Annotated in this window: 12 protein-coding genes; 5 read left to right on the top strand and 7 right to left on the bottom strand. The window is 64.5% G+C overall.

Annotation, left to right across the window (positions count from 1 at the left end; all coding sequences use genetic code 11):
* Nucleotides 1-14: 14 nt before the first annotated feature.
* Nucleotides 15-989, top strand: coding sequence for a 2-hydroxyacid dehydrogenase (locus N805_RS26605; protein ID WP_019473281.1), 975 nt, complete (start codon nucleotides 15-17; stop codon nucleotides 987-989).
* Between the two features lie 133 nt (nucleotides 990-1,122).
* Here the strand turns inward: N805_RS26605 and N805_RS26600 are convergent, their stop codons facing one another.
* A complete protein-coding gene (locus N805_RS26600) occupies nucleotides 1,123-2,025 on the bottom strand; it encodes a DMT family transporter (protein WP_019473282.1) in 903 nt (300 codons plus the stop codon).
* Between the two features lie 273 nt (nucleotides 2,026-2,298).
* On the opposite strand from N805_RS26600, the gene N805_RS26595 reads away from it, so the two are divergent.
* Nucleotides 2,299-3,174, top strand: a complete 876-nt coding sequence (locus tag N805_RS26595; RefSeq protein WP_019473283.1) for a helix-turn-helix domain-containing protein — start codon at nucleotides 2,299-2,301, stop codon at nucleotides 3,172-3,174.
* 99 nt (nucleotides 3,175-3,273) lie between these two features.
* Here the strand turns inward: N805_RS26595 and N805_RS26590 are convergent, their stop codons facing one another.
* From N805_RS26590 to N805_RS26565, 6 genes are all read right to left on the bottom strand, one after another.
* The gene (locus N805_RS26590; protein WP_019473284.1) at nucleotides 3,274-5,664 is read right to left on the bottom strand and encodes a TonB-dependent siderophore receptor; all 2,391 of its coding nucleotides are present in this window, start codon (nucleotides 5,662-5,664) and stop codon (nucleotides 3,274-3,276) included.
* Between the two features lie 217 nt (nucleotides 5,665-5,881).
* Nucleotides 5,882-6,862, bottom strand: a complete 981-nt coding sequence (locus N805_RS26585; RefSeq protein ID WP_019473285.1) for a FecR family protein — start codon at nucleotides 6,860-6,862, stop codon at nucleotides 5,882-5,884.
* The gene (locus tag N805_RS26580) at nucleotides 6,859-7,434 is read right to left on the bottom strand and encodes an RNA polymerase sigma factor (protein ID WP_019473286.1); all 576 of its coding nucleotides are present in this window, start codon (nucleotides 7,432-7,434) and stop codon (nucleotides 6,859-6,861) included. The genes N805_RS26585 and N805_RS26580 overlap by 4 nt, the downstream gene beginning before the upstream one ends.
* Nucleotides 7,435-7,438: 4 nt before the next feature.
* Nucleotides 7,439-7,765 (bottom strand): DUF3325 domain-containing protein, encoded by a 327-nt coding sequence (locus tag N805_RS26575; RefSeq protein WP_019473287.1) that lies wholly within the window; start codon nucleotides 7,763-7,765, stop codon nucleotides 7,439-7,441.
* The gene (locus tag N805_RS26570; protein ID WP_019473288.1) at nucleotides 7,765-9,339 is read right to left on the bottom strand and encodes a PepSY-associated TM helix domain-containing protein; all 1,575 of its coding nucleotides are present in this window, start codon (nucleotides 9,337-9,339) and stop codon (nucleotides 7,765-7,767) included. The genes N805_RS26575 and N805_RS26570 overlap by 1 nt, the downstream gene beginning before the upstream one ends.
* On the bottom strand, nucleotides 9,336-9,641 hold the full coding sequence (locus tag N805_RS26565) for a DUF3649 domain-containing protein (protein WP_019473289.1): 306 nt from the start codon (nucleotides 9,639-9,641) through the stop codon (nucleotides 9,336-9,338). Before N805_RS26565 ends, N805_RS26570 begins: the two co-directional genes overlap by 4 nt.
* A gap of 213 nt (nucleotides 9,642-9,854) precedes the next feature.
* On the opposite strand from N805_RS26565, the gene N805_RS26560 reads away from it, so the two are divergent.
* The 3 genes from N805_RS26560 (at nucleotide 9,855) to fecA (ending at nucleotide 13,840) form a co-directional block, all read left to right on the top strand.
* On the top strand, nucleotides 9,855-10,400 hold the full coding sequence (locus N805_RS26560; protein WP_230685693.1) for a sigma-70 family RNA polymerase sigma factor: 546 nt from the start codon (nucleotides 9,855-9,857) through the stop codon (nucleotides 10,398-10,400).
* Entirely contained in the window at nucleotides 10,397-11,323 is a 927-nt protein-coding gene (locus N805_RS26555) for a FecR domain-containing protein (RefSeq protein ID WP_019473943.1), read from the top strand. The genes N805_RS26560 and N805_RS26555 overlap by 4 nt, the downstream gene beginning before the upstream one ends.
* A 192-nt stretch (nucleotides 11,324-11,515) precedes the next feature.
* Nucleotides 11,516-13,840 carry a TonB-dependent Fe(3+) dicitrate receptor FecA gene (fecA, locus tag N805_RS26550; protein WP_019473942.1) on the top strand — a complete coding sequence of 775 codons (2,325 nt, stop codon included), beginning with the start codon at nucleotides 11,516-11,518 and terminating at the stop codon, nucleotides 13,838-13,840.
* Nucleotides 13,841-13,937: the final 97 nt, after the last annotated feature.

Here is a 13,937-nt window from a genome sequence, read left to right as displayed (position 1 = left end):
AGAGAAGTTGCCCGATGAAAAAGACCGTCCTGGCCTTCAGCCGTATCACCCCGGCCATGGCCGAGCGCCTGCAGCAAGACTTCAACGTGATTTTGCCCAACCCCAAGCTGGGCGACATCAATGCCCAGTTCAACGAAGCCCTGCCTGAGGCCCACGGCCTGATCGGTGTCGGCCGCAAGCTGGGCCGTGCGCAGCTTGAAGGCGCGGCCAGGCTGGAGGTGGTGTCCAGCGTGTCGGTCGGCTACGACAACTATGACTTGGACTACTTCAACGAACGCGGCATCGCCCTGACCAACACCCCCGACGTACTTACCGAAAGCACCGCCGACCTGGGCTTCTCGCTGGTCATGGGCTGCGCCCGCCGCACTGCCGAACTGGATGCCTGGACCAAGGCCGGCAACTGGCAGGCCACCGTGGGCCCGGCCCACTTCGGCAGCGATGTACATGGCAAGACCCTGGGTATCGTCGGCATGGGCAACATCGGTGCCGCCATTGCCCGTCGCGGCCGGTTCGGCTTCAACATGCCGGTCATCTACGCGGGCAACAGCCGCAAGACCGCGCTGGAGCAAGAGCTGGGCGCGCAGTTCCGCAGCCTGGAGCAGTTGCTGGCCGAAGCGGACTTCGTGGTCATTGTGGTGCCATTGTCCGACGCCACCCGCAAGCTGATCAGTGCGCGTGAACTGAAGCTGATGAAGCCAAGCGCGTTCCTGATCAACATCGCCCGCGGGCCGGTGGTGGACGAAGCCGCGCTGATCGAAGCGCTGCAGAACGGCACCATTCGTGGGGCAGGCCTGGATGTGTACGAGAAAGAGCCACTGAGCGATTCGCCGCTGTTCAAGCTGCCCAACGCGCTGACCTTGCCGCACATTGGTTCGGCCACTGCCGAAACCCGTGAGGCCATGGCCAACCGCGCGATGGAAAACCTGCGTGCGGCGCTGCTGGGTGAACGGCCGCGGGACCTGGTGAACCCGCAGGTGTGGAAGGGCTGATAGCCTTACTTTGCCTGTACCGGCCTCTTCGCGGGCTTGCCCGCTCCCACAGGTAAATCACAGCCCTCAATACCTGTGCAGTACCTGTGGGAGCGGGCAAGCCCGCGAAGAGGCCGGTGCAGGCAACAGATATCTATTTAGCCACCAAAATACCCTCAGCCACTTTGGCCCGAGGCTTGCGAAACACCAGCACATTCCCCGCCATCACCGCCACCAGCCCCAACAAGGCCGGCGCCGTCCACTGATACCCCTCGGCCACCGCCGACACATTCAACGCCACCAACGGGAACAGCACTGTGCAGTAGGCTGCCCGCTCCGGCCCCATGCGCCCGACCAGGGTCAGGTAGGCAGTGAAGCCGATCACCGAACCCGGAATCACCAGGTACATCAGCGAAGCGATGTAGCGGGTGTTCCATTCCATGGTGAAAGGAATACCGCTGAACAGGCAGTAAACCATCAGCATGGCAGCCCCGTAGACCATGCCCCAGGCATTGGTGGTCATGGGCTTGAGCCCGGCCTTCTGCTGCATGCTCGACAGCATGTTGCCCGCCGAGAAGCACAACGTGCCGAGCAGGGCCAGGCCGAGCCCGAACAGGGTCTCGCGGCTGGCGGCATGGTGGGACAGCTCTGGCCAGAACAGCAGACCCAGGCCGAGCAGGCCCAGGGCACCGCCGCCCAGCACATTGGCGGCGATCTTCTGGCCGAAGAACACCCGCGCGTTAAGTGCGTTCCACAGGGTTGCAGTGGAGAACACCACGGCGATCAGGCCACTGGCAATCCACTGGCTGGCAGTAAGGAAACACATGAAATTGACGCAGAACAGGCACAGGCCCTGGGCCAGGCAGATCTGGTGGCCGCGGCGGTTCATGGGTTGCAGGCGACGGGTGAGCAGCAGGATGGCGAACAGGATGAGGCCCGCCAGGGCAAAGCGATAAACGATCGAGACCGGGATGGCGACAACGCCCAGCTGGAGCTTCAAGGCGATCCAGGTGGTGCCCCAGATCAGGACGGTAAGCAGGTAGAGTGACAGGTTCATGGGTGGGGCTCCTCAAGCGGTCGTCCATTCACACCGGGGCCGCTTCGCGACCCATCGCCGGCAAGCCAGCTCCCACAGATACAGTGCCGGGTTGAGGCAGATGCTGTACCTGTGGGAGCGGGCTTGCCGGCGATCGAGGGCGCAGCCCTCGCCAGTGCCACCAGTGTTTGCCCGGTGCGGCGCCTGGCGCTTGCACAAACTTGCGCTTTTCCTTTGCCGGTAGATGCCACTCGATGCAAGGCGCAGTAGGATGGCTGGCAAGAGGACCCGCCCATGACGCCACTCACCCAACTGCAAGTGTTCAACGCCATGCACGCCTCGCCCCACGCCAGGCTGGAGCTGAGCGCGCACCTGGGCGATGGGCTGGCGGCGGCGCTGTGGAGCAACCGCGACGATGCCCGCGACTACCAGGCCCCGACCCACCACACCCTGTCGTGCTACATCGCCGACGGCACCGGCACCTTTCGCCGCCAGCGCCCGGCCGACAAGGGCGCGCCCGGCAAGCTGTGCGTGATGCCGGCCGGGCAGGAATCGAACTGGGTGGTCAATGGTGCAATCCGCCTGGCGCACCTGTATGTCAGCGAGGCGCAGTTCGCCCTGGGTTGTGTGCGCCTGCTCGACCGGGAACCGCGTGAACTGCAGTTGCAGGAAGCGACCTTTCTGGACGACCCGCAACAGGCCGTGCGCTTTCGCCAACTGATCACCCTGGACTGGGACGAGCCCGGCGAGCGCTTGCTGGCCAGCAGCCTGGCCCACGAGATCGTCGACCATGCGCTGCTCAGCCAGGTGGGGCTACGCCAAGGCCTGCGCTTGAAAGGCGGGCTGGCGCCAAACCTGCGCCGGCAGCTGGTCGACTACATCGAGGCGCACCTGGACCAGCCGATTACCCTGGGTGAACTGGCCATGCGCTGCAACCTTTCCGAGTACCACTTTGCGCGCATGTTCCGCACCAGTTTCGGCTTGCCGCCGCACCAGTACCTGCTGGCCCGGCGACTGCACCGGGCCTGCCAGTTGCTGCAGCTGGGCGTGATGCCGCTGGGGGAGATCGCCCTTTTGTGCGGGTTTGCCAGTGCCAGCCATTTCAGTAACCGGTTCAGGCAGGCGCTTGGTGCAACACCTGGGGAATATCGCTCGGCATTCAACGCGTGAAATGGGGCCGCTTTGCGGCCCTTTCGCGGCACAAGGCCGCTCCTACAGGGATCCATGGTTTCCTTGTGCCGCGAAGGGCTGCAAAGCAGCCCCAAATACCTAGAATTCGAAGGTGCTGGACAAACTCACCTGCCGGGCATCACCAATCGCCACAAAGTACTGGTTCACCGCCGAGCTGTAGTAAACCTTGTCGAACAGGTTCTTCACGTTCAGCTGCAAACGCACGTTGTGCTCATCCAGCTTGGTCTCATAGCTGGCGAACGCATCGGCCACGGTGTACGACGGCAGGTCGAAGGTGTTGGTCGAATTGCCCGCCCGTTCACCCACATAACGCGCGCCTGCCCCTACACGCAGCTTGTCGCCACCGAACAGGCTGCCGAAGTCGTAAACAGCCGACAGCGAACCACTGTGTTTGGCAACGTTCTGCAAGCGGTTGCCCTCAAGGTCCGGGTCTTTTGTAACCTTGGCATCGGTAAAGGCATAGCTGCCGATCAAGCTCCAGTGGTCGCTGAGCTGGCCGGTCAGGTCAAGCTCCACACCTCTTGCATTGACCTCACCGGCGTTGCTGTAGACCGTCTCGCCAGTCCCGCTGTCGAAATTGGCGACCAGCACATTACGCTTGGTGATATCGAACAGCGCCAGGGTACCGGTCAGGCGACCAGGCACGTCCAGCTTGGCGCCCAACTCCCACGACTTGCCTTCCTCGGGCGCCACGGAAGCATCCAGCACCACGCCCCCAGTCAGCGGCGCAATGCTGGAGTTGGGCTTGAACGACTCGCTGTAACTGCCATAGAACGACAGCTGCTCATCGACCTTGTAGACGATGCCCGCATGCGGCACCCAGGCCTGGCCGCTGTTATCGGTATTGGCCGTGAACGGGCGGCCGCGGCCGGCGTACTGGTCGAACTGCTGGAAACGTGCGCCGGCCACCAGGATCCAGTGGTCATCCAGGTGCAACGCGTCCTGCACGAACAGTGCATCGGTGCGCAGCTTGTCGGTCTGGTCGCTGTCGCTGGCACGCACCGTGCTGCCTTCCACTTCCTGGCCGTAGACCGGGTCCACATAGCTGAAAGTGGACCTGGCAGTCTGGCGAATCAGGTCGCCGCGATACACCTTGCGGTCTTCATGGTCGACGCCGAACAACAGATCATTCTGCATGCCAGCCAATTCCACATTACCAGCCAGGCTCAGGGTGGCGAACTGGTCACGGCTCATGGCGTTGTGGGTGCCGTCGATGCTGCGTGTCAGCGTGCCTTTGGCTTCATTGACGCCGGTCACCCGTACCTGGCTGGCATCATAGGTCTCGCGATTGAAGCTGTAGCCGAAGTGCAGTTTCCAGTCATCGGCCAGCTGATGGTCGACCTCAAGGCGATACAGGTCGGAGCGCCCTTCCATGTCGTTGAACGGCTCGTCCAGGCGGCGCGTGGCGGGGATGTTCAGCGGGTGGCCATTGCTGCCGAACGCGGTGCCCCGGTCGAAGGGGTAGAGAAACTCGCGGTGCTCGTAGGCCAGTACCACCTGGGTGTCTTCGCCCAGCCAGGCCAGCGACGGCGCCACCAGCGATTCGCGGTGCACGCCGTAATTGCGCCAGTAGTCTTCGTCTTCATGGTCGACGATCAAGCGGTAGGCGAACTTGCTGTCGCCCAGCGCACCGGTACTGTCGAGCCCGCCGCCACTGCCATTCTTGCCGCTGCCATAGGTCGAGCCGCGCACGGTCAGTGCATTGTACTGCTGCAGTTGCGGGCGCTTGCTGACCACGTTGATCACCCCGCCCGGGTCCTGGATGCCGTACAGCAGCGAGGCCGGGCCCTTGAGCACTTCGACCCGCTCGGTGCTGGCGTTGAGGCTACGCCCCTGCACGATGGGCATGCCATCGCGCATGATCGAGCCGTCGCGGTTGTCGCCAAAGCCGCGCTTCATCACCGTGTCGGACGTGCCGCCAAAGTTGTTGCCCTGGGTAATGCCGCTGACGTTGGCCAGGGCATCGTCGAGGTTGCGCGGGGCCTGGTCGCGGATGACCTGGGCCGGTACCACGTTGATGGCCTGGGGGATGTCCTGGTTCGGGCCCTGCCCGCGCATGATCGAAGCACTGGCCGGGGGCTGGTAGCTGTAGTCGTCCAGTTGCGAGGTCACGTTGGTGGCCTGCAGGTTGAGGGCGCCTGAGGTGTCGGCGGTTTCGAGGGTCAGGGTGCGTGCGTCGACACGGCGCCAGGCCAGGCCAGCGTTGCCCAGCAGCTGTTGCAGCGCCTGCTCGGCGCTGAACCGGCCATTCAACGCCGGGGCCTGCACACCTGGCAGTTCGAGGGTGTAGACCACGCTCTGGCCAGTGGTGCGGCTGAAGGCGTTGAGGGCCTGGGCCAGGGGTTGGGCCGGTTGGGCGAAGGCATAGGCCTGCAGCTGCTCGGCGGCGCTTGCCAGGGGGGCGAGAGCGAAGGCCGGCAGCACAGCAAGGCCGAGCCAGAGAGGGACGCAACGCGGGGAGAACTTCATGGACGCTGACCTGTGAGAGGGTGACGATTGCGAATGAATCGCACTTTCACTCATTACACGGATGCCACGTCCTGTTACCTCACCCGCTACCTGAAAATATTTTTCCTGTACCGGCCTCTTCGCGGGCACGCCCGCTCCCACAGGGATGGCACAAGTTCAATATTCGGTGCAGTACCTGTGGGAGCGGGCATGCCCGCGAAGAGGCCGGCACAGGCAACTACCGGATCAAGGTCAAACGCCCCAACACGGTCTGCCGCGAAAAGCCCATCACCTTGCCCAGCGAATCCAGCGCCAGCAGCGGCTCGGCCACCGGGAAACTGCCACTGACCTTGCGCTGCCCCAGTTCGCCATCCAGCAACAGGATGCGCCCCGGGTAATAGCGCCCAAGGTCTTCGACCACCTGCGCCAGCGGCACCTGGTAATAGTTCAGCCATCCCTGGCGCCAGGCCAGGCGGGTGTCACTGTCCACCGGCAGGGTGTCCCCTACCCTGCCTGCGCTGTAGGCCAACTGCTGGTTGGCCGTCAGCTCACGCGCCAGAGTGCCTTGCGCAGGGCTCACGCCCACACGCCCGCTGCGCACCGTCACCTGGGCGCCGTCGCCTTGCTCACGCACCTCGAACTGGGTGCCGAGCACCCGCACTTCGCCACCGCCCGCTTCGACCAGGAACGGCTCGCCGGTATGCGTGACCTCGAAGAACGCTGCGCCATGCAGCAACCGCACACGGCGCTCTCCCTGGGCAAAATCGACCGCAATGGCGCTGCCGGCATCAAGCGTCACCTGCGACTGGTCGGCCAAGGTCACCTGGCGAATCTGCCCGGCACTGCTGTAGTCAGCCTGCAGGTCCTGCAACCAGTACCCCGGGTGCCAGCCCCCGGCAACGCCCACGGCCAGCACCAGGCAGGCCGCCATCGCCATTGCCGCCATCCGCCGCCACGGGCCACGGGTCGGCGGCTTGGCCATGGCATCGAGGTAGCGTTGCAGGGCATCCTGTTCTTCGTCCGCCAGCCGCGCCGCCGGGGTGGCGCTTTTCTGCCACAGCGCCTGGGCCTGTTGGTAGGCCTCACGGTGCCTGGGGTCGGCCAGCAACCAGCGCTTGAACGCAGCCCCTTCGGCTTGCGCGGGCTGCTCATTGATGCGGCTGAGCCATTGCAGGGCGGCCTGGGACTGCGCCTCGGTGATCGGGGGCAAACGGCTCATCGACGGGCACTCCCTGGCCGGCGTGGGGTGGACGCGGGCTCGGCAACACTCGCCTTGCACGCTTCAAGGGCGCGCATCATATGCTTTTCCACGGCGCTCTGGGACAGCTGCATGGCCTTGGCAATTTCGCCGTACTTGCAGCCGTGGATGCGGTTGAGCAGAAAGATCTGCCGGGTGCGCTCGGGCAAGGCGCGCAAGGCGGCTTCGATACGCTGCAGGTCGTGCTCGACCTCCAGCGCCTGCTCCGGCGCCTGAGCCATGGCCGCTTCGTCCATTGGCAAAGCGGCTTCTGCCACGCGTTCGCGGCTGCCTTCACTGCGCAGGTGGTCGATAGCCAGGTTGCCGGCACAACGCAACAGGTAGGTGTCCAGCGCCTCGACCTTGACCTCGGGGCGGCGCCAGAAACGCAAAAACAGTTCCTGCACCAGGTCTGAAGCCGTGGCGCGGCAGCCAACGCGCCGGCTGACCAGCGCCTCCATGCGCGCCCGTTGGGCCAGGAACACCTGGACGAAACGTGCACGACCGCCAACGCTGTCGGCGTCGGGCTGGCTGATATCCCCCTGCTCGCTCACCGGGTCACACGGCAAACACGGCCAGTAACGGCCCCAGCACCACGCTGGCGGCGGCCAGGCCCAGCAGCAGGCGCGGTTGGTAGGGCAGGCCAAACACCCACACGGTTACCCCGGCCATCATCACGGCGGTCCACTCCACCAGGCCGTGGGCCCAGCCACGCAGGTGCACGCTAAGCACCAGCGATAGCATCAGCAGCAGCCAACCAGCGACACGCAACAGCCGCAACTGCCCGGGGCGCGGCTTGCGCCCAAGCAAATCGCTGAAGTGCTTTTCCATGGCCAGGCACAGGGCGACAAACCCTGCGAATGCGATCAGTGCGTTACCCAGCATCAGTTCACCTGCGCCGTTTCAGTGCTGGTTTTTTTTGCCGCGCGTTGTCGCTTGGCTACCGGTTTGGGGCTGCGCAACATCTTGCCGGCCAGCCACGCCAGGAACAGGCCAGTACCCAGGGCCGTGAGGTCGAAGCCGGCCATGGCCCAGTCACCCGCCTGCAACGAATGGTTCAAACCACGGTCGGTGCTCAAGCCATTGAGCAGCGGCAACAGGGCAAAGGCCAGCGCCCCCAGCGCCAGTTGCTCGCTCCACGCCCGGCGCCCGCTGCGCAGCACGGCATGCACCAGTGACAAGCCCCAGGCGATGAAGAAGGCATTGACCTCCCAGTCGGCGCGGCCCTCGATGCCCACCGGGATCAGGCGGTTGGCCCAGAAGAAGCCCGCCACCGCCAGCAGCAGGCCGCTCATGCTGGCGATATTGAGCACCTCGACCAGGCGCAATTCACCCGGCATGTGCGCGCTCTTGGCATGCTTGAGCTGGCGCTTGCCCAGCCACATCACCAGCCCGGTGCCGATCACCGCAGTGCCGGCGACGCCAAAGAAGAAATACAGCCAGCGCAGCCAGGGCCCGGCAAAATTGCCCATGTGCAGCCCGGCAAAGCTGAAGGCAGTCATCATCGCCCCGCTCTCTGGCTTGCCCTGGCTCAACAGCGCACCACTGGCGCCGTCGAACGTCCAGTTGGCACTGCGCCGATAAGCCACGTGGTCGGCAGCCGACTGGGTGAAGGTGACGCGGGCATTGCTGTCGCCCGGGTTCTGCACCTGGACGAAGCCGATACGCGCGCCCGGTTGCAGTTCCTGGACCTTGGCGTACAGGGTTGGCAGCGCAACCAGCGGCGTGGCCACCTGGGCCGCTTTGGGCGCATCGTCGCGGCCGAACAGGTCGTTGAAGTACTTGCCGGTATCATTGCCATAGCTGGCCATGATGCCGGCCGGCATCACCATGTACATGAACAGCACCAGGCTGCTGTAACTGATCATCAGGTGGAAGGGCAGCACCAGCACGCCGATGGCGTTGTGCCCGTCCAGCCAGGAGCGCTGACCCTTGCCGGGACGGAAGGTGAAGAACTCCTTGAAGATCTTTTTGTGGGTGATGATGCCGGTAACCAGCCCCAACAGCATGATGAAGGCGCAGAACGTCGACAGCCAGCGGCCAAACGGGTACGGCATCTGCAGCTGGAAGTGGAAACGGTAGAAGAACTCGCCACCCCGGCTGTCGCGAGCTTCCACCGGCTGCCCGGTCTGCGTGTCGAGGGTTTTGTTGACGAAGCCACGCGGCCCGCCGTTGGGGTCGCGATAGCCCACGCTCAGGGCCGCCTCACGCTCGTTGGGCATGTCGATGAACCAGGAGGCGGAATGCCCGGCATTGTCCTGCAGGTATTGCTGGGCCTTGTCCAGGCTGAGGGCCGGGTCCAGGGTATGACTGCGCACCTCCGGCTGCGCCCAGTGGGTGATTTCATCCTTGAAGTACGACAGCGTGCCGGTGAGGAAGATGGCAAACAACAGCCAGCCAAAGATCAGGCCGGTCCAGGTGTGCAGCCAGGCCATCGCCTGGCGGAAGCCTTCTTTCATGGGTTTTTCATCCAGTAGGCAACACCGCTGATCATGCCCAACAGCAGGGTTGGCACCAATACACCCAGCCAGGCACGCCAGGCGCTGCGACAGGCGAAGCACCAGATGAATGCCAGCAGGTAGAAGACGAACGACATCAGCAGGCCGGTCAGCGTGGCATCGACCTTAGGCAGTGGCGCCACCAGGGCAATGCAGACGCTGGCCATGGACGCCAGCAGGTAGCCGCCCAACAGCGCGGCCAGACTGCGTGAGGCAACGGCCAGCCGATAGCTGAGCGAGAGGCCGGCGGTTTTGCGCGTCATGGCAAGGTCCGGGTGTTTTTGGGGGTTGCAATAATAATGATTTCAATTCTCATAGGCAAAGAGTTAGCGATGTGTTGCCTGTTCTGGCCCTATCGCCGGCAAGCCAGCTCCCACAGGTATTGCACAGGGCTTGAACACAGCGATGCTCTGTGGGAGCTGGCTTGCCGGCGATAGGGCCGGTGGAGATTGCCGAGCATACTGCCCTGCAATACAATGCGAACAATTCTTAATACCAGTTGCGCTGCACGGCGCCGGAGTATCACGGTGCCCAGCGCGCTCACATCCACGGTCGAAGGCCTGTACCACGCCCATCACAACTGGCTCACCGGCTGGTTGCGCCGCCGCCTGGGCTGCCCGCAGAGTGCCGCCGACCTGGCCCAGGACACCTACCTGCGCCTGCTGCAAGCCCGCGAGGCGCCACAATTGGTCGAGCCGCGTGCGTTTCTTGCAACGGTAGCCAAGCGCGTGCTGTGCAATCACTTTCGCCGCCAGGAGCTGGAGCGTGCCTACCTGCAAGCACTGGCGCAGGTGCCTGAAGAAACAGCACCGTGCGAGGAGCAAAAAGCGATCATCTTTGAGACCCTGCTGGAGCTTGACCGCCTGCTGGACGGTTTGCCGCCTCTGGTCAAACGCGCCTTCCTGCTGGCCCAGGTCGATGGCATTGGCCAAGGTGAAATCGCTCGCGAACTGGGCATCTCGCTGGCCACGGTCAAACGCTACCTGAACAAGGCGGCCATGCGCTGCTACTTCGCCCTGTGAACGCCTCGTTTTCTCCACAAGTGGCGGAGCAAGCCGTGCACTGGTTGATCGAGTCCCAAGGCGATGATTTTGGCCAGGCGCAGCAGTTGGCGCTGGAACACTGGCTGCGGGCCGACCAGGAGCACCAGCGCGCCTGGGCCCATATCCAGCAGGTAAACCAGCGCCTGCGTGGGGTGTCCTCGCCGGTGGTGCACGCGACACTGCAAGCCCCCCACTCGCCCGCCCGGCGGCGCGCGCTCAAGGCATTGCTGCTGGTGGGAGTGGCCAGTGCCACCGGCCTGGGGCTGCAACAGCACAACCCGATGCCCGGCCTGATGGCCGACTACCGCAGCCCGGTGGGGCAGCGCCGGCGCATGGGCCTGGAAGATGGCAGCGTGCTGCAACTCAACACCCGCAGTGCCGCCAACGTGCGCTTCGACGGGCAACAGCGCCGGGTGCAGCTGTTTGAAGGCGAACTGGCGCTGCAGGTGGCCAATGATGCACGGCCGCTGCTGCTGCGTACCGGCGAAGGGGCGCTGCGCCTGGACAGCGGGCGCTTCAACGTGCGCCAGTTCGATGGCTACAGCCTGGTGTCTGTATTCGAGGGTGTGGCCAGCACTGCGGGGCAACCGTTACTGGCTGGGCAGCAGGCACGCTTTACGGGCGGCTGGCAGTCAGTCTCGGCGCTCGACCGCAATGTGGGCGCCTGGGTCGACGGCATGCTAGTGGCCTCGCAGATGCGCCTGGCGGATTTCCTGGCAGAGCTTGGGCGCTATCGCCACGGGCAGCTGGGGTGCAGCGAGCGGGTCGCCGACTTGCGTATCTCCGGGTCGTATCCACTGGATGACAGTGAGCGCATCCTGCAAATGCTGGAGGTAGCACTGCCAGTGAGGGTGCGACGGTTCACCCGGTACTGGGTGACAGTGGAGCCAACCATCAGTTAAAGCAGGCCTGGCCTCATCGCCGGCAAGCCAGCTCCCACAGGGAATGCACATGACTGAAGGCAAACGCGGTCAAGGTGGGAGCTGGCTTGCCGGCGATGAGGCCGGTACAGGCAAATTATTTTTAATCAAGTGAGCCATTTTCCCAACCTCGCGTGACAGACATGGCAAACCCCCTCTTTCAGGACCCGACCCATGCCGCTGCGCCCCAGCCCCCTCCTCCACGCCCTGCTGCTCACCACCACGCTCGGCCTGGCCATGCCCGTCGCCCATGCCGAAACCCGCAGCTACCACATCGCCGCCGGCTCGCTTGAAGACGCACTCAACCAGTTCGGCCGCGAAAGCGGTGCGTTGATTTCGTTCGGCTCGCAACTGACCCAAGGCATCAGCACCCAGGGGCTGGACGGCCAGTACGATGTGCGCCAGGGCCTCGACGCGTTGCTGCGCGGCAGCGGTCTGCAGGTGCGGCAGGAAACCGACAATGCCTTCAGCCTGCAGCCAATCGCCAGCCCTGCTGCTGGCGCCCCGGTCGAGCTCAGCGCGTCCACCGTGGTCGGCGACTGGCTGGCAGAAGCGCAGCAGGACAATGTGTTCGAGCACCCAGGCGCCCGCGACGTGGTACGCCGTGAACAATTCGAGCGCAGCGGCGCTACCACCGCCCGCGAAGTGCTCAACCGCATCCCCGGGGTCAACGCCCCCGACAACAACGGCACCGGCAGCCACGACCTGGCGCTCAACTTCGGCATTCGCGGCCTCAACCCGCGCCTGGCATCGCGCTCGACCGTGCTGATGGATGGCATCCCGGTGCCGTTCGCCCCGTATGGCCAGCCGCAGCTGTCGCTGGCCCCGCTGAGCATGGGCAACATGGACGCCGTGGATGTGGTGCGTGGCGGCGGCGCAGTGCGCTACGGCCCGCAGAACGTCGGCGGTATCGTCAACTTCGTCACCCGGGCGATCCCCGAACAGGCCACCTTCAAGGCCGCCATGCAAAACCAGATCAGCCCGTCCTCCAGCCACGACGGCGTCAAGAACAGCGCCAACCTGCTGGTCGGCGGCACCAACGACAACGGCCTGGGCGGCGCACTGCTGTACTCCGGCACCCGTGGTGGCGACTGGCGCGAACACAGCGACACGCAGATCGACGACCTGATCCTCAAGGGCAAGCTGCAGCTGGACGAAGCCAACAGCCTGCACGCCATGGCCCAGTACTACGAGGGCGAGGCCGACATGCCTGGCGGCCTGAGCACCGCCGACTTCGCTGCCGACCCGTACCAGTCCACGCGCCTGAAGGACAAGTTCTGGGGCCGCCGCACGCTGTTCAACTTCGGCTACGACTACAAGCAGGACGACCGCCAGTTCAGCGTCAACAGCTTCTTCACCAAGACCCTGCGCAGCGGCTACCTGGACCAGGGCAGCTTCGTTTCGCTGTCGCCACGCGAGTACTGGGTGCGCGGTATCGAAACCCGCTTCTCGCAGGGCCTGGCGCTGGGCGATAGCTGGCACGAACTGGGCATCGGCTACCGCTACGTCAACGAAGCCGGCCACGAACTGCGTTTCCGCGAGCCGGTGACCGGCAGCCTGCCGACCACAGCCAGCCGCAACGACCGCGACACCCGTGGCAGCACCGAAGCCCACGCCCTCTACCTGGATGACCGCATCGACATCGGCCGCTGGACCATCACCCCGGGCGTGCGCTACGAGATGATCGACTCCGAGCAAAGCAACAAGCTCAACGGCCAGCGCTACCAAGGCAGCTACAACACCGCGCTGCCGGCGTTGAACGTGATGTACCACCTGACCGACAGCTGGAACCTGTACGCCAACACCGAAGGCTCGTTCGGCAGCGTGCAGTACAGCCAGATGCCCAACCGCGTGAGCAGCGGCGAGGTCAAACCGGAGAAAGCCCGCACCTGGGAAGTGGGCACGCGCTACGACAACGGCGACCTGCAGGCGGAGATTGGCGCGTTCCTGATCAACTTCGACAACCAGTACGAAAGCAACCAGACCAACGACTCGGTAATTGCCCGCGGCGAAACCCGACACCAGGGTATCGAGACCAGCATCCGCTATGCGCTGGACGGCCTGAGCCCGGTCCTGGCCGGCTTCGATGTGCACGCCAGCTATGCGTTCGTTGACGCCACCATCCGCGAGGACGGGCCGAACAAAGGTAACCAGGTACCGTTCTCGTCGCGGCACAAGGGCAACCTGGGCGTGGGCTACACCGATGGCCCCTGGCAGCTGAACCTGGACGGCAGCTTCCAGAGCAGCCAGTACGCCGACAACGCCAACACCGGCACCGAAAGCGCCGATGGCAGCACCGGGCGCATTCCGGGCTACATGCTGGTCAGCACCCGTGCCGGCTACGATTTTGGCCCGCAGCTGTCGAACCTGAAGGTGGCGGTGGGCGTGAAGAACCTGTTCAACCGCGAGTACTACACGCGCTCCTACGATGACAACAACAAGGGCAAGTACGTGGGTGAGCCGCGAACGCTGTATGTGCAGACGTCAGTGGAGTTCTGACCAATTGTAAGGGGCCGCTATGCGGCCCTTCGCGGGCATGCCCGCTCCCACAGAAACCGCGCCAGCTCAAAGCCTGTGAAAATCCTGTGGGAGCGGG

Origin of the sequence: Pseudomonas putida S13.1.2, from assembly GCF_000498395.2 — a bacterium.
Lineage (GTDB): Bacteria > Pseudomonadota > Gammaproteobacteria > Pseudomonadales > Pseudomonadaceae > Aquipseudomonas > Aquipseudomonas putida_Q.
Note: the sequence above shows the minus strand (reverse complement) of the source record. Positions and strands in the feature narration are given on the sequence as shown.